Source organism: Prosthecobacter gellanilyticus (genome assembly GCF_007992435.1).
GTDB classification, from domain to species: domain Bacteria; phylum Verrucomicrobiota; class Verrucomicrobiia; order Verrucomicrobiales; family Verrucomicrobiaceae; genus Prosthecobacter; species Prosthecobacter gellanilyticus.
The window spans coordinates 256,523-276,674 of sequence record NZ_BKAG01000001.1; the positions used below are offsets into that span (position 1 = coordinate 256,523).

Consider the following 20,152-nt stretch of genomic DNA (forward strand, 5'->3'; position numbering starts at 1 on the left):
TCATTGCAATCAGATGAGATACGGTTTCGTCCGGCTCTCCTGCGCCTCGCTGATTCCAGAAGGCGAGCCTGCATAAACGATGCGTCCCCCTTCATCGCCTGCGCCGGGCCCCATGTCGATAACCCAATCCGAGGCGGCTGCAACCTGCATGTCGTGCTCCACAACGATGACTGTGTTGCCTGCCTCCACGAGGCTCTGGAGCTGGGTCATAAGCTTTTCGACATCTGAAGGGTGCAACCCTGTGGTGGGCTCATCCAGAATGTAGAGAGTAGTGCCTCGTGCAATGCGCTGAAGTTCCGTGGCAAGTTTGATGCGCTGGGCTTCACCACCGGAAAGTTCGGTGGCAGGCTGGCCCAATCGCAAGTACCCAAGACCCACTTGACGCAGCACGTCCAAAGAACGTGAAAGCTGTGGATCGTCCATGAAGAAGTGCCATGCGGCCTCTACCGTGAGGCCAAGTACTTCGGCAATGTTTTTGCCGCGATATTGAATCTCCAGGGTCTTGGCGTTGTATCGGGCCCCGTGGCATGCGGGGCATGGGGTATAAACGCTGGGCAGGAAGAGCAGCTCCACAAAAACAAAGCCTTCGCCGCTACAGTTCTCACAACGACCTTTGGCCACATTGAAGGAAAACCGGCCAGCATTATAACGACGCGCCTTCGCAGTTTTAGTATCGGCGAAGAGTCGACGCACATGATCAAACAGGCCGGTGTAGGTAGCGAGGTTGGATCGGGGTGTGCGGCCAATAGCTTTCTGATCCACTCTTACCAGGCGCTTCACGGTTGCCATGCCACTGACGATCACGCCGCCCGTGGGGGCTGACGCAGTGCGTTCCAGCTCTTCCCCTTCCTCTTCATCAACCGGCACTTCATGGCCGAGATATTCGGCGACCAATTCTACCAGAGCTTGGCTTACCAGACTGGATTTCCCTGAACCGGAAACACCGGTGACCGTCGTGAAAACACCCAAAGGAAACTCAGCGTGGAGTTGATTCAGATTATTGCGTGTCACTCCCTCAAGTCGCAACCAGTCCCGGGGTGCGCGCGGTATCTTTTCGTGCGAACTCGAGGCCTGAAAAAGATGTTTTCTGGTTTCGGAAGCGGCCACATCCTCAAGGCCCGCAAGTGGCCCGCTATAAAGAATTTCACCGCCTTTCTCACCTGCTGCTGGACCAACATCAATGATCCAGTCGGCTTTGCGAATGACATCGAGTTCGTGTTCGACCACAAACAGCGAGTTGCCAGCCGCCTTTAGTTTGTGAAGCGCAGTCAGCAGTGCTTCGGTATCGGCAGGATGCAGACCTGCGGATGGCTCATCGAGGACGTAAACGACACCGAACAAATTGGATCGTACCTGCGTGGCCAACCGCAGCCGCTGCAGTTCTCCCGGCGAAAGTGTGGGTGTGCTGCGATCTAGCGCCAGATACCCTAGTCCGAGATCCAACATGACCTCAATCCTTGCCGCGAGATCCCGGGCAATGCGTTGGGTGACCACTGTTTTCTCCGGATGAGACTTAGCCAGCTTATTCCATCCTTTCACCGTCCCTTCGCCATAAGGCTGGATCACAGCCGCCACGCGTTTCAGTGGTAGGTTTGAGATCTCCGAGATATCCAGGCCGGCAAACTTCACGGATAGGGATTCTTTGCGCAGCCGCCTCCCGTCGCACAAGGGACAATCATTGCTGATCATGTAGCGAGCGACACGCTTTTTCATTGAGGCGCTTTCCGTCTTGGCAAAAGTCTCCATGACGTAGCGTCTGGCTCCGGTGAAGGTGCCCATATAGCTGGGCGGTTCTTTGCGTTTGATCGCTTCGACAATCGTTTCGTGATCCCAGCCGGCATAGACTGGCACGGTGGGCTGATCATCAGTGAAAAGAAGCCAATCTCGGTCTTTTCTGGACAGCTCTCGCCAAGGCCTGTCGATGTCATAGCCAAGAGTTGTGATGATATCGCGAAGGTTTTGGCCGTGCCATGCCGGAGGCCAGGCGGCGATGGCGCGTTCGCGAATAGTCAGCGAATCATCCGGCACCATCGAATGTTCGGTGGCTTCATACACACGGCCCAGACCATGACATTTCGGGCATGCGCCTTCCGGCGTGTTGGGTGAGAATGATTCAGCGTAGAGCAGAGGTTGATCGGAAGGGTAATCGCCAGCCCGCGAATAAAGCATGCGCAACAGATTGGACAGGGTGGTCACGCTGCCCACCGAAGAGCGGGTAGTGGGTGAACCACGTTGCTGTTGCAAGGCCACGGCGGGCGGCAGCCCATCAATCTCATCCACCTGTGGCACATTCATTTGATGAAAGAGTCGTCGCGCGTACGGGGCTACGGACTCCAGGTAGCGGCGTTGCGCTTCTGCGTAGAGCGTGCCAAACGCCAGAGAGGATTTTCCCGATCCTGAGACGCCCGTGAAAACCACAAGGGCATCGCGGGGCACATCAACATCCACGCTTTTTAGATTATGTTCTCTTGCACCACGGACACGAACGAATCCACTGCTGCCTGGAAGCGGCGTTGGTGGTTTGAGCTTATGGACATCGGATTTCATGGTCACAGTTCATGCTCGCAACGGATGGTGCTACCCAAGGTGCTTCTGGAATCGGTTGCTATGCGGTTTCCACGCTTGCTCTTGTGATTTTTCCTTCGGTGCAGGGAGCATATAGGCGCAAATTAAAGAACTGGCGACTTTGCTGTGTTTCTGGTCCTTGTGTCAGCGCAAAGGGCAGAATGCTCCAATTTCTTCCCTCTTCTGCTTAAAGCGAAAGCTTTCACCTCAGGACGACGGGAGCGAAACTTGGCAAAGATCAGTCATGCTGAGAAAGGTGATCGAACCAGGGGAAGGAGACGAGAAGCGGAATAAAGGATGCCGGCGCGTGTAGTCTTGAAAAGTTCCTGCTAACAAACTTGATGGCAGGCGATATCGCACTGGGTCAATCTTTGCAGTGTTGCTCAGGGAATGAGGAATGCTTCGGGTGCAGCATTGTCTCCACGTCGTGGGTCTTGCACTAAATCTCCCCGAATTAGCTATTGCAGCTCTTCAACGAAATGACTGGTGGAGGGAATGCGTATGAAGGCTGCCAAAGACGCCTTTGTGAATTGAGGATCTGCGATCGCAAAACAAGTGAACGCCTTAGCATGGCAAGGAATGCTGGGCACAGATGGTTGCTATCGATGGCAGTTGACGCCAGCCTAGCCATATTGGTTAGTTACTACCTATGGCAAAGAACACCGTGTACTCGTTGGAACAGCTCAAGCGGGCTGTTGAAATTCATGAACAAATTGAAAAACTCCAAGTCGAGCTGGATACTCTGTTAGGACAAGGGGGAGGAGCGAGACGCGGGCGCAAGCCGGGAGCAAAGGCTTCTACTAATGGCAGTGATGCAGTCAAAAGTAGAGCTGCAAAGAAGAAGGTGAAGCGAGCTATGTCCCCGGAAGCTCGAGAGAAGATTGCACAGGCGCAAAAGAAGCGTTGGGCGAAGACAAAGAAAGTCGCGTCTTGATTGTTCAAGTGGGGGGAGGGGGCGCGAATTAGTGTCGTCTCCCCCGTTGGCTTACAGCCGGGCTCTAAATAGATCTTGGGGGAGGAAAACGAACTTCAACCCATTTGAACCTCTGCCATCGAAGGAAACGCCGTCTTGCAGGTCATAAATACCTCATGGGTGGGGAAGTTGTTCGACCTGCAGGCCGGCTTTTTGCATACATCCGACTTGCCAGCTAGACACTTTTTGGACTGAGTTGAGATCCCCCAGAACGAAGAACTTATGGCAGGGTCACACCAGGAGGCCCGCTTTACTGGATTCAGAGGCCACTTCCATCGTTAAGATCTATCAAACGGGTTTCAAGGGCGATTCGGCAGGGCCGGCCATCACTTTTCCGTGAGTTGTAAATCGTGATCCATGACAAGGGCAGTCCCAGGTGCCGTCTGCCTGGTTCCAGGCCACCACGCAGCCGAGGTGCGGGCAGATGGCGCTGAGCACGGTGAGCTTTCCTTCCTGGTCACGCGAGGCGGCGACTTTCTTGCCTTGATGCTTGAGCACGGCTCCCTCGCCCTTCGCGAGCTCATCAGGCTGGCGCTTCTCTCCGGCGAACATACTTTTGGCTAGGTAAAAGGGATAGTCTTTGTTCTCCTTCAGATAGTCCCAGGTGCTGGAGAGTTCTTTGCGATCAATGCGGAAGAGATCCGTCCAGGGATTCGCGACTCCCTGCACATGATCGGCAAACATCATGGCGGCGAGTGTACCAAAAGTCATGCCTGTGCCAGAGTAACCGGTGGCCACAAACTGCTCCGCATACTCGCCGATGTAGGGCAGGCCGTCCACGGTCTCGATGACCTGGCCGGACCAGCGCTGTGTGAGCTGGGCGGAGGGGAATGCATGGAGGATCTGCGCGGTCAGAGCGGCGTAGCATTTTTCGGTGTCCTCCATCTGGCCTGTCTTGTGATCCTGACCTCCGGCGATGATTTGAAGACCTGTCTCGGTCTTGTCCACGCGGAAGTAAAAGTAGGGATCTGAAGTGTCCCACCAGAGAGCTTCAGGAGCTGAGTCCGGGGGCAGTGTGGCGTGCATGGCATAGGTGGAGTAGCCGGCCAGCTTCGTCTGCAGCAGCATGGCGCCCAGCGTGCCGGCGCCGCCCTGGAGCGGCACATGCGTAGCGATGAAGATGTGCTCATAAGTGATCTCATGGCCGTTGCAGCGGACGAGCCGTTTCTCGGGATCAAAATCCGTGGCCTCGCTCTCCTCACAGATCTGCGTACCCATGCCCGCAGCAGCCTGGGCCAGGGCTGTGGTGTAGCGCGTGGGGTGAAACTTCATGAGATTTGAAAAGCGCACCGCAGGCCGCCTTGTCACCGGGCAGTGCTCCTCATACGTGGCGTCGAAACCCATGTGCTGGGCCAGCTCAGCGTCCTCTTTGAGGTGCTTGGTCTCGTCCTCGGTGTTAGCATCCTCAGCCGTGTAGAGATAACCGGGCACATGCCGGAGATCACAGTCGATCTCCTGCTGGCAGATGTTTCGCCGGATCTGCTCTGCAGATGCCTGGCACGCATCCCAAATGGCTTCGGCATGATTGTGGCCGAACTTTTTCACCAGATCTTTGAGTCGTGCATCGGTGGGATAACTGATGTGGGCCGTCGTAAACTGCGTTTCGCCTGCGTTTAGCGCGCCTTTCTCCAGCAGCAGCACGGATTTCCCCGCCTTTGCTAGAAGGTAGGCGGCAGTGACGCCTGTAATGCCTCCACCGATGATGAGGGCCTGCGTGTGCACATCATGCCTCAAAGGCTGGAACGCAGAGGGTTCAGGAAGCTTCCAGATGGTTTCGTGTTTCATGAGCTGATTCTGGGTCAAAGCGGATGTTGACGAGGGAGATCCGTCCCTGTGAAAGGCAGCCGTGTCTCATCTTTATGTTCAACGTTCTTTACGCTATGCTACGTCGCCATCACCGCAGCCCCGATACGCTGATGCTAGAAAAACACTATACATCGGGGGCGTTGCCAAATGGGGACCTTGTGAAGGCCGCCCCGTCATCACTGTCGCTCGCAGATGATGGGAAGCTGAAGACACCCACACAGACCTGCCGAGACGAATCGTGGTGTGTCACACGAACTTCCATTCTCTCGGAACAGCCATCTGCGCATCTACCGTGTGCTAGTGATTGACGGGCATCCACGAGAGGACAGTTTTTGCCGAGCACTAGCAGAAGCCGTGGTGGAGGGAGCGACTTCGGCCTCCCATGAAGTGAGAATGCTCACATTACGTGACCTCGATTTTGATCTAAATGAAAAGGGGCAGGAGCTGGAACCCACCCTCGTGCAAGCACAGCAACATATCTTGTGGGCCGAGCATCTTGTCATCATCCATCCAGTCTGGTGGGCCACCATGCCAGCATTGTTGAAGGGGTGGATAGACCGCGTTATGAGATGTGGCTTTGCGTTTCAGGAACGTGATGACGGAGAGTATGAGGGCCTGCTCCAGGGACGTTCGGCCACCATGATTTCCACACTCGACACCCCTTTGTGGGTCTATCGCTGGATCCTGGGCGCGCCTAGCGTTCGTGCATTACGAGATGGCACGCTGGGCTTCTGCGGCATCCGCCCGGTGAAGGTGCGGCTGCTTTCTATTTTGCGAGATTCTACGCCAGAAATGAGGCGGCGATGGCTGCAAGGGGCACGGCAGGTTGGCGCTGAGCTAGACCGAACCCTTCGCAGTGGCTGGAGGCCACGTATGCGCGTCTGGCTGCAGGCGCTGCGCCCGCAGTTCTACCTCTTTCCCTGGATGGCGCTGACGGCAGGTGCTGTGAGCGGTTCGGCGGCGAGTGGCCGGACATTCTACTGGCGTGCTTATCTGCTGGGCTGGGCCGGCGCTTGGCTGGTGGAAGGCATGTCTGTGATCACCAACGAGATTCATGATGCGAAGACGGATGCTGCGAACCGAAACAGCGGACCTTTCACCGGAGGTTCGCGTGTGCTGGCCGAGGGAGCCTTGAGTGAGTGCCAGCTTCGGTCCGGAAGGAAAGTGGCGGCGTGGGGACTCTGCATCGTCGTCCTTTTAGCAGTGCTCATTCCGGGAGCCAACCTGGCGGGTGTCTTCACGCTGCTACCCGTGGCCCTGCTGCTCGGCCTTGGCTACTCCGCGCCTCCGCTGAAGCTGGCATATCGCACCTGCGGAGAGGTGGTGGTGGCATTCACCCATAGCGTCTTGCTGGTGATGCTGGGTCATGTGTCTCAAGGAGGCGGCCTCGCTTTGCAGCCGTGGCTGATCTCAGCGCCAATGTTCTTTGCCATCCTGCCCTCCATCACGCTGGCAGGCTTCCCTGACCTAGAGGCGGACTCTGCTTGCGGCAAGCAAACATTGGTTGCTCGTTTCGGTCGACGCACGGCCGTGAAGTTCGCCTTGGCGACCACGGTCGTGGCAGCGGCCATGTCCATGATTTTGGCCCCCCATCCCGTGTGGCTTATGATCGCGCAGTGTATGCATGGCAGCGTGCTCCTGGTAGCGCTGTCCATGTTCCATCAGAACCCGCGTGCTGGCCGCATCGATGGGCTTCTCATGATAGCCCTAACCTACATGTTCTGGTTTGCATGGCCTCATTAACTGGTGTCGAAATTGACCCATTCAGGCTGAGAGCGCCTTGAGGCATCCGCACTGTCCGGGCGGGTTCCGCGCCTTGTCCAAGGATGACAGGTTAGCACCCTAAAGTTTAATCAGGGACGGTCAAAGTGAGCTTTCTCGCAAGACCACTCCCGAAAGCCTTTCGAATTAACTCAGCAAATCCAACTAACCCTGCTGATACTTATGAAACTGAAAAATCTCCATGATCTTTTGGTGCATGAACTTACGGATCTCTACAGCGCGGAAAGACAATTGGCGAAGGCTCTGCCCAGCATGGTCAGGGCTGCCTCCGATGAGGAGCTGCGCGAGTGTTTTGAGGCTCATTTAGCGGAGACCATGAACCATGTGGCGCGCTTAGAAATGATCGCGCAGTCCTGCGACATCAAATTTGGTCGGCATAAATGCAAAGGCATGGAAGGCCTGATCCGAGAGGGCAAGGAGCTGATCAGCGAGGATGCAGACGATCATGTCCGGGACGCAGGCCTTATTGGTGCTGCACAACGCCTGGAGCACTATGAAATCGCGGGCTATGGCACCGCACGCGCCCTGGCGAAATGTCTGGGGTATGACGAAGCAGTGAAGCTGTTATCAGAAACACTAGAGGAAGAAAAAGCAGCGGACAAACTATTAACCACAATTGCTGAAACAGCCGTTAACACGAAAGCTGATGCCGCATTGGTAGATGCGTAGCAACCGGCAGGCTCCGGAGATCGATGGCTCCGGTGTCTGCTGCGTTGCTGCGCGACCTCCTTCATTCAATCAATACCTAGCCATTCTGGGCGATACGTCGACCATAGGTACGGGTGAAGGTGCTTTCTTGGAGACAGCGGCGGCGCTTCCGGGATCACCCCTGCGCTCTTTTGGCTGTTGTTTTCTTCTTGGCCTTTTTGGCAGTTGTTTTCTTGGTGGGGAGTTTCTTGCGTTTGGTCGAAGCGAACTCCTCAAGCTGTGCCTCGCTCATCGATTCGGCCATTTGGCGTGAAGCTCCACGCAGAGAGGATTTGGAGCTTTCGCCACGTTTCGCCGAGAGAGCGGCACCTGCGGCCATCTGTTGCTTCTTGGATTTGGCTGGCATACTCGCATTTCGTGGCGTCTCACGCCTCCGGATGCACGGAATGTCACATGATGCAGCGTCGGTCGTTCAAGAGGCTGCGGTAACGCCGATGTTACTAACGAAGAATATGAAGGCATCAGCCCGTCCGAAGGCGTTTCGGTGTGAGTGCACGGGATTGCCGGGTGTCCGCACGCAGAAAGCGCTGCATTTGCTGGCAAGCATAGCGGTGAGCTGCGGAGGTTTCCGCGGCCACACAGTCGGCGGGCACGATCAGTTGGTAATCGCGCATGTAAGCGTCGTTAGCTGTGAACAGTACGCAAATATCTGCCGCAAATCCAACCAGAATCAGCCTTTCCGCGCCCAGTGAGGAAAGTAAAGGGTCCAGCGAGGTGCAGTAAAAGCCAGAGTGCTTGGGCTTGAGCACAAAATAATCGTTTTCAGTCGGCATGAGCATTTTTGCGATGGGGGCGCCCAAGCATTCCCCTCGAAGGCAATGTTCAACCTGATGTTTAAAGTCGGAGCGCCAACGTCCAAAATTGTCGTTTACGTAGATCGATGGGATTCCAGAAGCACCGAGGCGGCGCTTGAGAGCGGCGATTCGCTTCGCAGCTGGCAATGCATAGCGCAGAAGCTGACGGGCTTCAGGAAACTCAAAATCATTGATCACATCAATCAACAAGAGAACGCAGCCACTCCGGTCGGGGGCCACATTGCCAGCACGGTGCCGTTTTGAAGCCATGGTCGTTTGAATCGCACGTCGTCAGGTTTGCGCCTGCACGCTTACGCACCGCAGCACTAATCCATACCACCCACTAAAACTCCCAAAGATGCACTCATGCCGCAGTGTGTGTTAGTTGCCTTGCTCTGCCAATGCAGCTTTACGGCGGCGGATGTCCAGCTCCTCATACACGGGGCAGTGGCCGGTCCAAGCGCGGCCGAGGAGGGCAGTGCCGGTGCCGAGCATGAGGAGGCGCAGGCTGCCCCGGGACTGAATGCAGCCGAGGCCGAGGAGGGCGAGGCCTGAGAGGGCGGAGAGGGTTTGCTCCGGAGGCGAGACGTTTTTGTGCAGGCTTTTGCCGATTTCATCAAGCTTCGGGATGTGGTCAAAGGGCTGGAAGGTGAGGGACATGGCTGGTTTGGGCTGAGTTGGGTTGGGATTATCCAAATGTTTGTTATCCGACATCGGTGCGCCTCACTCTGATTCGTCAGAAGTGTGCCGGCTGGCCGTGATGTCGCATGCCAAGATGTGTGGCCTCAGGCGGGAATAGGTCCCGGGCCTGAGTCGGCTTCGCCAAATGAAGTGGGAGCGAGGCGCTCACCCCTCTCCCACGATGCGCTGGAGGACATGGAAGGCGGCGACCTGTTTGCCCTGCTTGAGAGCGGTGATGGCGCGCTTGATCTGGGTCTTCATGGCGGCGACTTCCGGTGGGTCTTTGTGCTTGGGCGGTTCTTCGGCCTTCTTGGTCTTCTCTTGCTTGAAGGGGAGGATCTTTTCTTTCGCCGGTGGCTCATGAGCGGCTGCGCGGGCGGGCTTCTCTTTGGCGGCTTTTTTGTTAGGCCTTGGCGGCTTCGGTGGATGTGGCCGGGTGGCGGTTCGGGTTTTCTTCTTCACGGGCCTCACGGCGGGAGGCGGCCTGACGGGCTCCTCGCTGAAGAGATCGTAGTGAATGCCGACGACATCGCGATCCTGAAAAGGCTTCAGGGACTTGGGGAAGATGAGGTATTGCCGGCTGGGGCCGGGATCAAAGCCCACGATGCCGCGGTCAGCCTGGGTGCCCTTGAGGTTCTGCCGCAGGGTCATGACCTTGTGAGCCTTCACGGCGGCCTGCAGTGCGCGGTCTTTCTTCGGATCCACGAGCACGAGATGCAGGTCGGGCTTCCCGCACCTGGCGATGATCTGCGAAAGGCGCGCGGTCTTCATCTTCACACAGATCTATTCGCGGCAGCGAGGTGCGGCGGATTGGGTGAAGGATGAAGAGGTGGCAGCGCGGTGGCCTTGGCGTCGATGGTCAGGCAGGGTGATGAGCTTTTCATCAGGCATGGAAGGGCTCCAGCCACGGGGTGTGGCTGCTGCGAACATGAAGCATGAATCTGAAAGCCATGATGAAGAATCGCTGGTTAGGTCTGGCATCCCAGACGGTGAAGGAATGGTCTGAGGACGGAGCTTTGCGCCTGAGCGCGGCGCTAGCGTATTACTCGGTCTTTTCCATCGCTCCGCTGCTGGTGATCTGCATCAGCATCGCGGGGCTGGCGCTGGGTCCGGAGGCGGTGCGGGGCCAGCTGGATGAGCAGCTCAGCGGCTATGTGGGCAAGCAAGCGGCGGTCGGTGTGCAGACTCTGGTGCAGGGTGCGGCGAAGCCCACGCAGGGCTGGATCGGAGCGGTGACGGGCTTTGTGGTGCTGCTGATGGGGGCCTCGGGTGTGTTTGGCCAGCTGAAGGACGCGCTGAACACAATCTGGGATGTGAAGGTGACGAAGAAGAGCGGTGTGGCGGGCTTTGTGCGGGAGCGGCTGCTCTCTTTCAGCATGGTGCTGGTGATGGGCTTCCTGCTGCTGGTCTCGCTACTGCTGAGCACAGCCATCGCGGCACTGAACGAGTATATGAACTCCTTTCTGGGCCTGCCTGCGGAGGTGTGGGGTGTGGCGGCCACGCTGGTGTCCATGGCGGTGCTGGCGGTGCTCTTTGCCACGATCTTCAAGGTGCTGCCGGACCTGCAGGTGCAGTGGCGAGAGGTGTGGGTGGGCGCGGCGGTGACGGCGGTGCTGTTTGAGATCGGCAAATTTGGTCTGGGCTTTTATCTGGGGCGCGAGAGCACGGCCTCCACGTATGGCGCGGCGGCTTCTGTGGTGCTGCTGCTGCTGTGGGTGTATTATGCGTCCTGCATCCTGCTGTTTGGGGCGGAGTTTACCCAGGTGTATGCGCGGGCTTCCGAGCGTGAGATCCAGCCCAGACGCGGCGCGGAGCTGATCTCCGAGGAGAGCTCGGGGAAGAAGCCGATGACGGTGGACGGCACGCCGGCGAAACCGCAGGATGGCGAGGATGATGCGGAAGCAACGACGCGGACATCCGCACCGATGCCGGCCATCCGCGTGATCGAGGTGGCGGCCCATGAGCCGGGGAAGATGCTGACGCCTGCCGGTGCTTTCCTGGGGACGCTGGCGATGTCTTTTGTCATCGGGCTGACGATCCGGCGTGCGATCGAGCCAGGGTGGAAGCACTGATGTGATGGCGGGCGCTACATTACTAAAACGCGTGAACAAAAGCGCTGCGAAAGGGTCTGAAAAAGGGAGGTGGAAACCTTTGCTCTAAAGAGGCTTCACGAAGCCAACTGGGTTTTGACAGTTCGTATGTGGATGACGTGAGCGAGACTTTGTTTGTGATCCTCCTAGAGCAACTTTATGTGCCTGCCGTATGAGGTCTCAAAATAACGGAACCCGATGATCCCGGGCGCATTTTTGCCACGCTTTTTGTTAGCCATTGATCCCCCGAGATGCCCTTACGGACGCGGACCTGGCGCTGAGGCGCGGGAGTTTTTCTCCAAATGCTCACGCACCATCTTGAGCACGACGGGTTTGCCGAGATCCAGGGCGACCTTGCCGAGGAGGCCGACGACGATGGTGGTGATGGAGCGGGACTGCTTTTTCTTCTCGTGAAGGGCTTCGTCTTCCCAGGCTTCGGCGCGCTTGAGGGCGCTCTTCTCACGCCGTGAGCGGGTGCCCGCCGGGATGAGGGAGAGCAGTGCGCCGAGGACGATGGCGCTGCCGAAAAAGAGGCCGGCGTGATCATGGAAGGAGCGCTGGAGGCGGTCCGTGACATTCGCCGCACGGCTCATGCCGAGACGATGGGCGGAGAGCTCCTGACGGTTGAGCGCGATCTCAGCGATCAGATCTTCCTGGCTTCGGGCTGGTGGTGGGTTTTCGACCATAGTTTGTCCTTTTTGAACTCCTGCCTCGTTTTTTCAAACACGCCTTCCTTCAGCCGTGACTTCGCCCACAGGGCGAGCGCGATGGCGAGGAGGATGTGGAGGGTGGTGGCGCCGCCCATGATTTTGATCCAGACGTGTTCGCCATCCATCCATTCCGCGAGCGCGAAGACGACGGTGAGGATCAAGAACACATAGGCAAAGAGGAGCACGACGAGGGCTGCGACGAAGAGGCCCGCGATGAGGCCGTAGTGTGATCCGGTCTCCTTTGCCTCGGCCAGGGCAAGCTCTGTGCGGAGTTGGAGGTAGTGCAGCACGGCCTCAAACCAACCCCAGAGGTGATAGAGCATGCCAGAAGAATGATGCGGCGCTGGCGCTGGTGCTGATGCCGCCGGAGGATGTGCCTGCGGGGCCGGGGACTCTGCTGGATGTGACGCCGCGGGCTCCGGAGGTGCGTAAGGGGAGGCGTTATCTAGGCTCATGCGGCGTGTGGTTGGGGCGGTCTTAAGATCTAGTTCGCCCACAGCGGCATGGCTGGACGTGAGGATGTGTCCCCTGTCTGCAGGTCGGGCGCATCCTTTCGCGTTTTTGGTTGGGCACGGCCGTTCTCCATCGCAGATGGCTGATGAGGGCATCGTGGTCGGAGGGCTCTCCGGGCACAACGACGCTGCCGAGGGTCCGGAAATGAAAGTCGTGAAAGATGAAGTCGATGCGTCGTCCGAAATGAATGCCCAGGAGGTGAAAGTGCAGCGTGAAGGTCGTGTCAGGGTTTGCATCTGTCTCGGCGAAGCTGTCCACAAATCCACGCGCTTTGAGCTGGTCGATGGCATGGTCTCCGACACGGTTGAAGTCGCCGATGAGAATCGTGGGCTTGCCGGTCTGAATATTTTTAAGAGCCTGCGCCAGCTCATCCCGCTGGATGTGACGTTGACGACGAAACTGAAACGGCAGAGTGGCCAGATCAGCAAGCGTCCAGAGATGAAGCGGGTCCAGATGCAGGTTGGCAATCTGCACCTGGCGGTCATGATGGAGAGCCTCTGCAAACATGAATCCATTGATGCCACGCAGAGATCGCTCGAAACGTGCGCCTTTCAAAGGCAGCCGGGACATCAGCCCCAGGCCCGTGGAGAAATAGCGGTAAGGATAGTCGTGTGAAAAGGCGTCGGCCAGAAAGGCCGCGCTCTCGGGGACCACTTCCTGCAGTGCGACGATGTCCGCATTCATTTCCCGGATGACGGATGCGGTTTGCTGCAGATCGCGGCTGCCCACATAGATGTTATAACTTGCCACGCTGATATCCTGGAGGGTGCGGGCACGAGTAGAGGAGTGCGGGACACCGTTTCGTGCCGGCTGTGCACAATTTGCGAGCGTAGATGCAAGGAGCAGAATGACAAATCGGGCTCTCACTCCCGGTTATCGGAATGTCCGCTTCCGATGGTTGTGTGCGTCAGAGCCGCTGCATGGGCAGCGCCCTGATCATGATGTCCTTCCGGCCACATCTTCTTGCAGGGAACGGTTAACGATCAGGAACGCTGATGAACGATTTATCAGGGTTGTCTCGCGCCACATCCGTGGGGACGCGCTGTTGCGAAACAGTAGGCATGAAACTGGAAACACTCACCGACTTGTATGTTCACTCGCTCAAAGACCTTTACAGTGCGGAGAAGCAGCTGGTGAAGGCTCTACCGAAGATGGCGAAGGCTGCTACCAATGAAAAGCTGAAGGCCGGTTTCACCCAGCATCTGGAAGAAACCAAGGAACATGTAGCCCGCTTGGAAGCGTTGCTTTCCAGCCACAAGCAAACGACTCGCGGGCCGAAGTGCAAAGCCATGGAAGGCTTGATTGAAGAAGGCAGCGAGCTGATTGAGGAAGAAGCGGATCCGGAGGTGCTGGACGTAGGCCTGATCGGTGCCGCGCAGAAGGTGGAGCACTATGAGATCGCGGCATATGGCACGGCCCGGGCGATGGCCGAGCTGCTAGGAGACAAAAAGGGCCAAAAGCTGCTCCAGCAAACGCTTGATGAGGAAGGTGCTACGGACAAGAAGCTGACTGAACTGGCGCTTTCGGAGGTCAATGTATCGGCGGACGCGTAAAGGCCTGTTTGCGGGTCCACCAGACGCAAAGGCGGCGCGGGTCAGAGCTGCTCTTTTGAGCGCCCGGCGGGCGCGACCAAGTCACCATGGGTAGCTTCCATGTGATCCATAAACGCTAACCTAGCCAGCCCGATCCCGGATTTTTGGCTGTCCCGCGCCGCAATTTCAAAGGTGTAGTCACAAAAGGGACATCTCCAGCCCGCGCCGCCAGTCTGTCCCTTGCCCGCCTGGATCTGAACATGATCTCCCCATTGGCCAAGAGTTTTTCTCTTCATGGATTATTAATGCTTATGATGTCATAGAGTTGTCAACCGCATACGCACATTTTCTAACTCAACGTTATTCGATCGACATCCTCGCTTTAGCCACTTCGTTGAGATGCTCAATGCACTTGCGTAGAGCGTCCCGTAGTTTGGCGCAATGCTCCACCAACTTCTCCGGATCTTCACCTAAAGCTGCTCCTTGCTCGCAGATGGACTGCTTTAATAGGTGGATGCTGTGAAAATCCAGTTCGTTCACCCTGACCTCGCAAGCGTGGACCAAGCGCAACATATGCTCCGCGTCAGGTTTAGAAAACGCTCCCGCTTCAATGAGCGCGTCATGCAACATGAACGATGTCTTCGCAGCATGAATGCTGCATCTGTTAAGCATGATTTCCTTGTCAAAAAGGACAGACATATGTCAGTGGTGAGATAATGAGTGGAGCTCATCTGGAGCGACGCAGCCATGCCTGGTTCACGGTGACTATCTCATATCCTAAGATCTAAGGATGATGTGAGACATAAGGAGATGTTTTGAAGGCGAAGATTGGTCGAGGACCCTGACTTGATCGCGTGGCATCTTGAGGAAGGATGTGTCCGGCTGCACATCTGGACTGATGGACGTGGACGATGAAGGGTCATGAAACGGATCTTGAAGGAAAATGGCCTGTCCCTGGTGCTGCTCGCCATGTTCCTGATCACGTGGATTTTCGGACAGGAGGTGACGGGGCACCGTGAATCCAACGAGGACCGCGAGGAGCACGGGTTGGCTGCGGAGACGCTTTGGCCAATACATAACAGGCGCTCATTTTCTTGAGGCGACAGCGGAACTGGGAGTCTGAATTTCTACAGATGGGGGTGTATGTGGCCTTAACGATCTTTCTTTTTCAAAAGGGTTCCTCGGAATCAAAGGGTGGAGGGGCCGGAGCCTGTGGACAGGGATCCACGACTGGCTTCGGAGCGGCGGAATGCACCCTTGCCGGTGAGACGGGGCGGCTGGGTGCTGGTGCTTTATGAGCACTCACTCACCCTGGCCTTCCTGGGGCTCTTCCTCATCTCCTTCACTGTGCATGTGATCAGCGGCTGCGAGAACTACAATGAAGAACGGGCGATGCATGGCGAGTCGCTGGTGGACTGCGCGCAGTATCTGCAAAGCAGCCGCTTATGGCTTGAGTGCCTGCAGAACTGGCAGAGCGAGTTCCTAGCCATCCTGAGCATGGTGGTGCTGAGCATCTTCCTGCGCCAGCGGGGGTCTCCGGAGTCAAAGCCCGTGGATGCGCCGAATTCTGAGACAGGCGAGTGAGGTGCAGCAGCCGCCAGCCAGGGACCATCCCCCGCTGGTGTATCGGCAATCGTTCCAGTGAAAAAATCTTGCGCCAGCTCTGCGGCTGTCTTCATTTTCACCACAGGAAGCCGTTCGCGCTCATACCTGTTCGACTGATACCTTCTGCCTGGACCGCACAAGCCATCACTTTGAACACTTACCCGCACAGATTCTGTCATGACCAAAAGGACTCTCTCTGAATGGAGCCATGAAATCAAAATCATTACAGCCTCTTCCGCACCTGTCTCTGCGTGCTGGACATGCCCTCACTGCACGCATTTTTTTGAGCTGACTGTCCGGGACACCGAGGAAGCTGCCGGTGGACTGGCCCGCCTGGCGTTCATGGATCACATGGAAAAACGTCATCATGACCATCTTCGCGGTGAATCGAAGCCCTATCCTTTCCGGACTCGATCTAATCGCCAAAGCACCTTGGCGATTTCCTCCTGAGATCAAGTTCGAGCACGGCTGTATCACAGCCACGCGAAGAGGCACGTGGGAACAGCTTCGTGCCTCTTCGCATCCATTTTCGAAGCTTGTGATTCGTTGTGAATGGGGGGTTTTCGCTTTCACTGACAAGAGGGGAGACCTGGCTTGCTAGCAAGGCCGGTCCCATTCTCTAAGGAGTATTGCGGACCGCGTCATGAGGTTTCAATCAAGGTAAGACCCGAAGGTGGCAGAGGCGCGAATAAATCCAAAACAAACCAGGCTATGAATACCGGTGCGGAATATCATCTGAGGTATGATGAGACGAGTGTTAAATGGATCTTAAACAGCCCAGGATCGGAGTTTTGGACTGAAAGCTATGGCTCGACCTCCAAAGCGCGGATGCTGGAGCTGGCGGCCAGCCATCTGGAAGGGACAGGATCATCGTTGCATGTGCATAGGTCGAACGGTCAGCTCGAAGAAGTCCTGATATTTCCTCAGCTCGGAGAAGAGAAGACCGGGAGGTGAGGTGGCCTAACCATCAAAAGCTGACGTCCGTCTAGCGATATAGGCCCAGACACGCAGACAATAAAGTCAAGCCCGTCCTAGTGTGCGCCGGCTCTTGGCATGTCCCATTCACGTTGCTGGGTGTGCGGCCTTTAACGTGGCGATGGCGAAGCGACTCCGGTAATTTGGCTGGGTGCGTTCCTCGACACGCTTCAGTATCTCCGCGTTGAGGTGAATCTGTTCACTTGTGTTTTGCCCTTTCGACCAAACTGGAAACCATCGTCAAAAGCTCCAGACTGTCAGCCGGCTTAGAAAGATGCATCTGAAAGCCGGCATTGATGGCTTTGATACGATCTTCAGTTCTTGTGTAAGCGCTGAGGGCAATAGCGGGAACCGACCGGCCTTTATCTTCTGGCAAAGCGCGAATCTTTTGAATTAACGTGTAACCATCTTCCTCCGGCATACCGATATCGCTGATGAGGATGTCAGGCACCACCTCATTCCATTGGTCTAGAGCTTGCCTCACCGAACCTGCTGTTCTTACCTTCGCCCCAGCTTTTGAGAGAACCACTAGCAAAAGGTTTCGGGCGTCCTCCTCATCATCAACAACAAGGACGGTGATGGAGTCGAGCGGTGGAAGGGGCGACACGAGACTTCCGGCACCCGGCACCCCAGGATGCCTCCGTTCGCCCTGATAAGGTTCGGGATGAAGAATAGCAAGAGGCAGCATTACGGTGAAAGTCGTGCCCAGATTCACTCCGGGGCTTTTGGCCCTGACAGTGCCGCCGTGAAGTTCTGCCAAGTGCTTCACAATCGCTAGACCCAGCCCTAAGCCACCATGCTTTCGTGTCGTGGTAGCATCCGCCTGACGGAAACGTTCGAAGACATGTGGCAAGAAGTCCGCGCTAATGCCTGCGCCATTATCAGTGACACTGACTTCAAGATGCGAGTTTACCCGCTCCAATACAATCTGAACCTTTCCGCCGACGGGTGTGAACTTGATCGAATTACTCAACAGGTTCCAGAAGACCTGCTGCAAGCGGTTCGGATCGCCGGAGACAGGCTGAGCTAGCGGGTCCAGCACAGCCTCCAATTTGATGTTCTTAGCTTGTGCCGCAGGCCTCACTGTCTCGACGGCGGCTTCGATCAGCCCTGCAAGCTCAATGCGTTGCACATCCAACCGCACCTTGCCTGACAGGATTCGGCTCATGTCGAGCAAGTCCTCAATGATTCGTGTCTGGGCGTTGGCATTACGGTCGATAACCTCAATGCCTTGTTTAACTTCGCTCGCGTCACATTCCCCAGAAAGCAGGAGCTGTGTCCAACCGAGGATGGATTGCAAGGGCGTGCGAAGTTCGTGCGACAGGGTAGCCAGAAACTCATCCTTCATGCGGCTCTGCTTTTGAGCTTCCTCAGCGGCAGCACGTGCATTCTCTGCACTCCTACGCTGTTCGGAGATGTCGCGAGACGTGGAGGTAAGCCGGGTTACGATATTTTGGTCATCACGCAAAGGGCTTATGATCACGTCCCACCATTTCGCTACACCTTTGGCGGTGGGGCATTCACCCTCAAACCGGCCTATTTCGCCTCGAGCCGCGGCTTGGATGGCAGTCCGAAGCGCCTTTCGCATCTCAGCGGGCCATAGATCTTCCCAAGGCTTGCCTTTTAGCGGCCCAAAATCTTCAATATCGAAAAGGGCAAGCCCCGGCGGATTCATGGATATAATGTTTCCTTCCAGGTCCATCACAAGAATGCAATCGCCACTGCTGTTGAGGATGTTGGAGCTCATCTCTTCGCTCGCACGCAAAGCTGTTTCCATTACGTGCTGTTGCTCCAACTTGCCCTGCAGGTCGGCGTATAGCCTGGCGTTATCCATGGCTACGGCTGCGTATCCGGCGAGGGCATTCACCATTACCTCTGCTTTTTCAGTGAACCTGTCCGGCATTGGGTGCCCGTAGAACAAGCCGCCAATGACCTCACCGGACATTGAGACCACGGAGGTAGCCAGATAGCTCGTGACAGGGAGATGGCCTGGCGGCATGCCATGATGGGGGGCCATTTGCCCGTAGCGGGGATCGTCCCGCACATTGCCAATTCTAACGCTCCCTTTCCCTTCAAATGTAGGGGCAAATATGGGTGTGTTACGCGGCATGCCGAATTTCTCGAATGCCTCACGGGGCGCGCCGGAAAGAGTATAAAGCATGAATGCCTCCTGCTCGGGACGTTTGACCGTGTAAAAGAATGCTCCGAAAGCGGCACCACTCATTTCTCGGCCCGCGTCGGTGACTAGTTGAACCAGTTTTTCCAGGTCATGCTCCGCGGTCAGAGCGCTACCAAGTCTGTTTAGCATTTCGAGGCTGGCACGATAGTCCTGCATTTCCTGCTCCCACATTTTGCGGCCGGAGATATCCCTGGCGACCTTTGACGCCCCCACGATAGCGCCATCGTTGTTGCGCACTGGTGAGATTGTCAGTGACACATCAATCCGTGTGCCATCTTTGCGAAGGCGCTGGGTGTCGAAGTGTTCCACACGCTCACCTCTGTGTAGCTTTTGAAGGATCTGGGGCTCCTCATCTTGCCGGTCAGGGGGAATCAGCTTGGTGACTGACTGTCCCACAATTTCGTCGGCAGAATAACCAAAAAGTCTTTCCGCACCTTTGTTCCAGCTGGTGATGATACCTTCTAGATTCTTACTGACTATAGCATCATCGGAGGAATCAATAATAGCCGAAAGAAGGTGTTCGGGGGAAATGAACATGGTGCCCGCAGGCGTAGGTGGAAGCGAACCCATATGTTGTTTTATGGTCTGCGGGCAATAGTATCAACGTCAATTGCTATCGGAAAACTACCTGATCCGCACGTCAGCAAGTGCACTCCTTATGCTTTTGACGCCGTCGAGTTGAAAATCCTTCACCTTGCTTACACTTAGCGCCATGGCTTGTGCATGTGTTCGGTCCATCAACTGCCCGTTTGCATGGCCATCTGAAGACGCCATTATCCCTCCTGAGGTTGCCCAACAAACGCATCAAGGGTGGGCGCACAGCTTTTCCATGCGTAATACCCCACATCGAGCGGCACACATCAAGGCCAAGCGTCGACCACATCGGCATTGAGCTCTGTGCTTCACAGTTTACCCGGGTTCGCCCAAGTCATCCAGCGCTTTGCAGTTTTCACGTCCATAGTCGCAGCATTGACCGTCGCCAATAGCCCGCGTCAGAGCAGCACTAAATCCCGGACGACTACGCGCTTCGACAACGGCGGTTAAACGCCGCGCCCAGAGTGCGAGGGCATGCTCGGGATCTTTTCTCAGTTCCTTCGCGAGCGTATCCACATCATAGGACTCGCTGTAAACAGGAAGGCCCCCGACCTCTACGGAATATCGAACAATGACGGGGGTTGATTTGGGAACAGGCTTTGTGGCAGTGAAGAGGCCGACGTCAGGCATATGCGTGGTGGTTGG

At 56.4% G+C, this 20,152-nt stretch carries 19 protein-coding genes; 7 read left to right on the forward strand and 12 right to left on the reverse strand.

Features of this window, described 5'->3' with window-relative positions:
- Nucleotides 1–9 precede the first annotated feature (9 nt).
- A complete protein-coding gene (locus BGE01nite_RS01035) occupies nucleotides 10–2,547 on the reverse strand; it encodes an excinuclease ABC subunit UvrA (protein ID WP_146848392.1) in 2,538 nt (845 codons plus the stop codon).
- A 667-nt stretch (nucleotides 2,548–3,214) separates the two neighbouring features.
- On the opposite strand from BGE01nite_RS01035, the gene BGE01nite_RS01040 reads away from it, so the two are divergent.
- Nucleotides 3,215–3,499, forward strand: a complete 285-nt coding sequence (locus BGE01nite_RS01040) for a hypothetical protein (RefSeq protein WP_146848393.1) — start codon at nucleotides 3,215–3,217, stop codon at nucleotides 3,497–3,499.
- Between the two features lie 327 nt (nucleotides 3,500–3,826).
- Here the strand turns inward: BGE01nite_RS01040 and BGE01nite_RS01045 are convergent, their stop codons facing one another.
- Nucleotides 3,827–5,323, reverse strand: coding sequence for an FAD-dependent oxidoreductase (locus BGE01nite_RS01045; RefSeq protein ID WP_146848394.1), 1,497 nt, complete (start codon nucleotides 5,321–5,323; stop codon nucleotides 3,827–3,829).
- A 321-nt stretch (nucleotides 5,324–5,644) separates the two neighbouring features.
- On the opposite strand from BGE01nite_RS01045, the gene BGE01nite_RS01050 reads away from it, so the two are divergent.
- Nucleotides 5,645–7,087, forward strand: a complete 1,443-nt coding sequence (locus BGE01nite_RS01050) for an NAD(P)H-dependent oxidoreductase (RefSeq protein ID WP_246145642.1) — start codon at nucleotides 5,645–5,647, stop codon at nucleotides 7,085–7,087.
- Between the two features lie 201 nt (nucleotides 7,088–7,288).
- Nucleotides 7,289–7,795: a YciE/YciF ferroxidase family protein gene (locus tag BGE01nite_RS01055; protein ID WP_146848396.1), complete on the forward strand. Its 507-nt coding sequence runs from the start codon at nucleotides 7,289–7,291 to the stop codon at nucleotides 7,793–7,795.
- Nucleotides 7,796–7,949: 154 nt separating this feature from the next.
- Here BGE01nite_RS01055 and BGE01nite_RS01060 read toward each other — a convergent pair whose 3' ends face one another.
- The 4 genes from BGE01nite_RS01060 to BGE01nite_RS01075 form a co-directional block, all read right to left on the reverse strand.
- A complete protein-coding gene (locus tag BGE01nite_RS01060) occupies nucleotides 7,950–8,180 on the reverse strand; it encodes a DUF3008 family protein (protein WP_146848397.1) in 231 nt (76 codons plus the stop codon).
- Between the two features lie 115 nt (nucleotides 8,181–8,295).
- The gene (locus tag BGE01nite_RS01065; protein ID WP_146848398.1) at nucleotides 8,296–8,898 is read right to left on the reverse strand and encodes a cysteine hydrolase family protein; all 603 of its coding nucleotides are present in this window, start codon (nucleotides 8,896–8,898) and stop codon (nucleotides 8,296–8,298) included.
- A 111-nt stretch (nucleotides 8,899–9,009) separates the two neighbouring features.
- Entirely contained in the window at nucleotides 9,010–9,288 is a 279-nt protein-coding gene (locus BGE01nite_RS01070) for a YgaP-like transmembrane domain (protein WP_170266509.1), read from the reverse strand.
- Nucleotides 9,289–9,474: 186 nt separating this feature from the next.
- Nucleotides 9,475–10,080: a hypothetical protein gene (locus BGE01nite_RS01075; RefSeq protein ID WP_146848400.1), complete on the reverse strand. Its 606-nt coding sequence runs from the start codon at nucleotides 10,078–10,080 to the stop codon at nucleotides 9,475–9,477.
- A 164-nt stretch (nucleotides 10,081–10,244) separates the two neighbouring features.
- On the opposite strand from BGE01nite_RS01075, the gene BGE01nite_RS01080 reads away from it, so the two are divergent.
- Nucleotides 10,245–11,381: a YihY/virulence factor BrkB family protein gene (locus tag BGE01nite_RS01080; protein ID WP_218032862.1), complete on the forward strand. Its 1,137-nt coding sequence runs from the start codon at nucleotides 10,245–10,247 to the stop codon at nucleotides 11,379–11,381.
- A 275-nt stretch (nucleotides 11,382–11,656) separates the two neighbouring features.
- Here BGE01nite_RS01080 and BGE01nite_RS01085 read toward each other — a convergent pair whose 3' ends face one another.
- From BGE01nite_RS01085 to BGE01nite_RS29870, 3 genes are all read right to left on the reverse strand, one after another.
- A complete protein-coding gene (locus BGE01nite_RS01085; RefSeq protein WP_146848401.1) occupies nucleotides 11,657–12,085 on the reverse strand; it encodes a hypothetical protein in 429 nt (142 codons plus the stop codon).
- Nucleotides 12,043–12,432 (reverse strand): phage holin family protein, encoded by a 390-nt coding sequence (locus BGE01nite_RS01090; RefSeq protein WP_170266510.1) that lies wholly within the window; start codon nucleotides 12,430–12,432, stop codon nucleotides 12,043–12,045. Before BGE01nite_RS01090 ends, BGE01nite_RS01085 begins: the two co-directional genes overlap by 43 nt.
- 154 nt (nucleotides 12,433–12,586) lie before the next feature.
- On the reverse strand, nucleotides 12,587–13,489 hold the full coding sequence (locus tag BGE01nite_RS29870; RefSeq protein ID WP_146848403.1) for an endonuclease/exonuclease/phosphatase family protein: 903 nt from the start codon (nucleotides 13,487–13,489) through the stop codon (nucleotides 12,587–12,589).
- Between the two features lie 194 nt (nucleotides 13,490–13,683).
- On the opposite strand from BGE01nite_RS29870, the gene BGE01nite_RS01100 reads away from it, so the two are divergent.
- Nucleotides 13,684–14,175, forward strand: a complete 492-nt coding sequence (locus tag BGE01nite_RS01100) for a YciE/YciF ferroxidase family protein (RefSeq protein ID WP_146848404.1) — start codon at nucleotides 13,684–13,686, stop codon at nucleotides 14,173–14,175.
- Between the two features lie 41 nt (nucleotides 14,176–14,216).
- Here the strand turns inward: BGE01nite_RS01100 and BGE01nite_RS01105 are convergent, their stop codons facing one another.
- Together BGE01nite_RS01105 and BGE01nite_RS01110 are read right to left on the reverse strand one after the other, a co-directional pair.
- A complete protein-coding gene (locus BGE01nite_RS01105) occupies nucleotides 14,217–14,450 on the reverse strand; it encodes a hypothetical protein (protein WP_146848405.1) in 234 nt (77 codons plus the stop codon).
- A 64-nt stretch (nucleotides 14,451–14,514) separates the two neighbouring features.
- Entirely contained in the window at nucleotides 14,515–14,853 is a 339-nt protein-coding gene (locus tag BGE01nite_RS01110) for a hypothetical protein (RefSeq protein WP_146848406.1), read from the reverse strand.
- Nucleotides 14,854–15,075: 222 nt separating this feature from the next.
- Between BGE01nite_RS01110 and BGE01nite_RS29320 the strand changes: the two genes are divergently transcribed.
- Together BGE01nite_RS29320 and BGE01nite_RS29325 are read left to right on the forward strand one after the other, a co-directional pair.
- Nucleotides 15,076–15,252, forward strand: a complete 177-nt coding sequence (locus BGE01nite_RS29320) for a DUF6766 family protein (RefSeq protein WP_218032863.1) — start codon at nucleotides 15,076–15,078, stop codon at nucleotides 15,250–15,252.
- 114 nt (nucleotides 15,253–15,366) lie between these two features.
- The gene (locus tag BGE01nite_RS29325; protein ID WP_308741211.1) at nucleotides 15,367–15,738 is read left to right on the forward strand and encodes a DUF6766 family protein; all 372 of its coding nucleotides are present in this window, start codon (nucleotides 15,367–15,369) and stop codon (nucleotides 15,736–15,738) included.
- Between the two features lie 1,195 nt (nucleotides 15,739–16,933).
- Here BGE01nite_RS29325 and BGE01nite_RS01120 read toward each other — a convergent pair.
- Nucleotides 16,934–19,450 carry a PAS domain S-box protein gene (locus BGE01nite_RS01120; RefSeq protein WP_218032865.1) on the reverse strand — a complete coding sequence of 839 codons (2,517 nt, stop codon included), beginning with the start codon at nucleotides 19,448–19,450 and terminating at the stop codon, nucleotides 16,934–16,936.
- Nucleotides 19,451–20,152: the final 702 nt, after the last annotated feature.

Bases quoted from the DNA above. Each gene is read 5' to 3' on its own strand.
- BGE01nite_RS01085 (WP_146848401.1), bottom strand. From the start codon at position 12,085: ATGGTCGAAAACCCACCACCAGCCCGAAGCCAGGAAGATCTGATCGCT.
- BGE01nite_RS01045 (WP_146848394.1), bottom strand. From the start codon at position 5,323: ATGAAACACGAAACCATCTGGAAGCTTCCTGAACCCTCTGCGTTCCAG.
- BGE01nite_RS01040 (WP_146848393.1), top strand. From the start codon at position 3,215: ATGGCAAAGAACACCGTGTACTCGTTGGAACAGCTCAAGCGGGCTGTT.
- BGE01nite_RS01075 (WP_146848400.1), bottom strand. From the start codon at position 10,080: ATGAAGACCGCGCGCCTTTCGCAGATCATCGCCAGGTGCGGGAAGCCC.
- BGE01nite_RS29320 (WP_218032863.1), top strand. From the start codon at position 15,076: ATGAAACGGATCTTGAAGGAAAATGGCCTGTCCCTGGTGCTGCTCGCC.
- BGE01nite_RS01120 (WP_218032865.1), bottom strand. From the start codon at position 19,450: ATGTTCATTTCCCCCGAACACCTTCTTTCGGCTATTATTGATTCCTCC.
- BGE01nite_RS01035 (WP_146848392.1), bottom strand. From the start codon at position 2,547: ATGAAATCCGATGTCCATAAGCTCAAACCACCAACGCCGCTTCCAGGC.
- BGE01nite_RS01080 (WP_218032862.1), top strand. From the start codon at position 10,245: ATGAATCTGAAAGCCATGATGAAGAATCGCTGGTTAGGTCTGGCATCC.
- BGE01nite_RS01070 (WP_170266509.1), bottom strand. From the start codon at position 9,288: ATGTCCCTCACCTTCCAGCCCTTTGACCACATCCCGAAGCTTGATGAA.
- BGE01nite_RS01065 (WP_146848398.1), bottom strand. From the start codon at position 8,898: ATGGCTTCAAAACGGCACCGTGCTGGCAATGTGGCCCCCGACCGGAGT.
- BGE01nite_RS01105 (WP_146848405.1), bottom strand. From the start codon at position 14,450: ATGAAGAGAAAAACTCTTGGCCAATGGGGAGATCATGTTCAGATCCAG.
- BGE01nite_RS01090 (WP_170266510.1), bottom strand. From the start codon at position 12,432: ATGCTCTATCACCTCTGGGGTTGGTTTGAGGCCGTGCTGCACTACCTC.
- BGE01nite_RS01110 (WP_146848406.1), bottom strand. From the start codon at position 14,853: ATGTCTGTCCTTTTTGACAAGGAAATCATGCTTAACAGATGCAGCATT.
- BGE01nite_RS01060 (WP_146848397.1), bottom strand. From the start codon at position 8,180: ATGCCAGCCAAATCCAAGAAGCAACAGATGGCCGCAGGTGCCGCTCTC.
- BGE01nite_RS01055 (WP_146848396.1), top strand. From the start codon at position 7,289: ATGAAACTGAAAAATCTCCATGATCTTTTGGTGCATGAACTTACGGAT.
- BGE01nite_RS01100 (WP_146848404.1), top strand. From the start codon at position 13,684: ATGAAACTGGAAACACTCACCGACTTGTATGTTCACTCGCTCAAAGAC.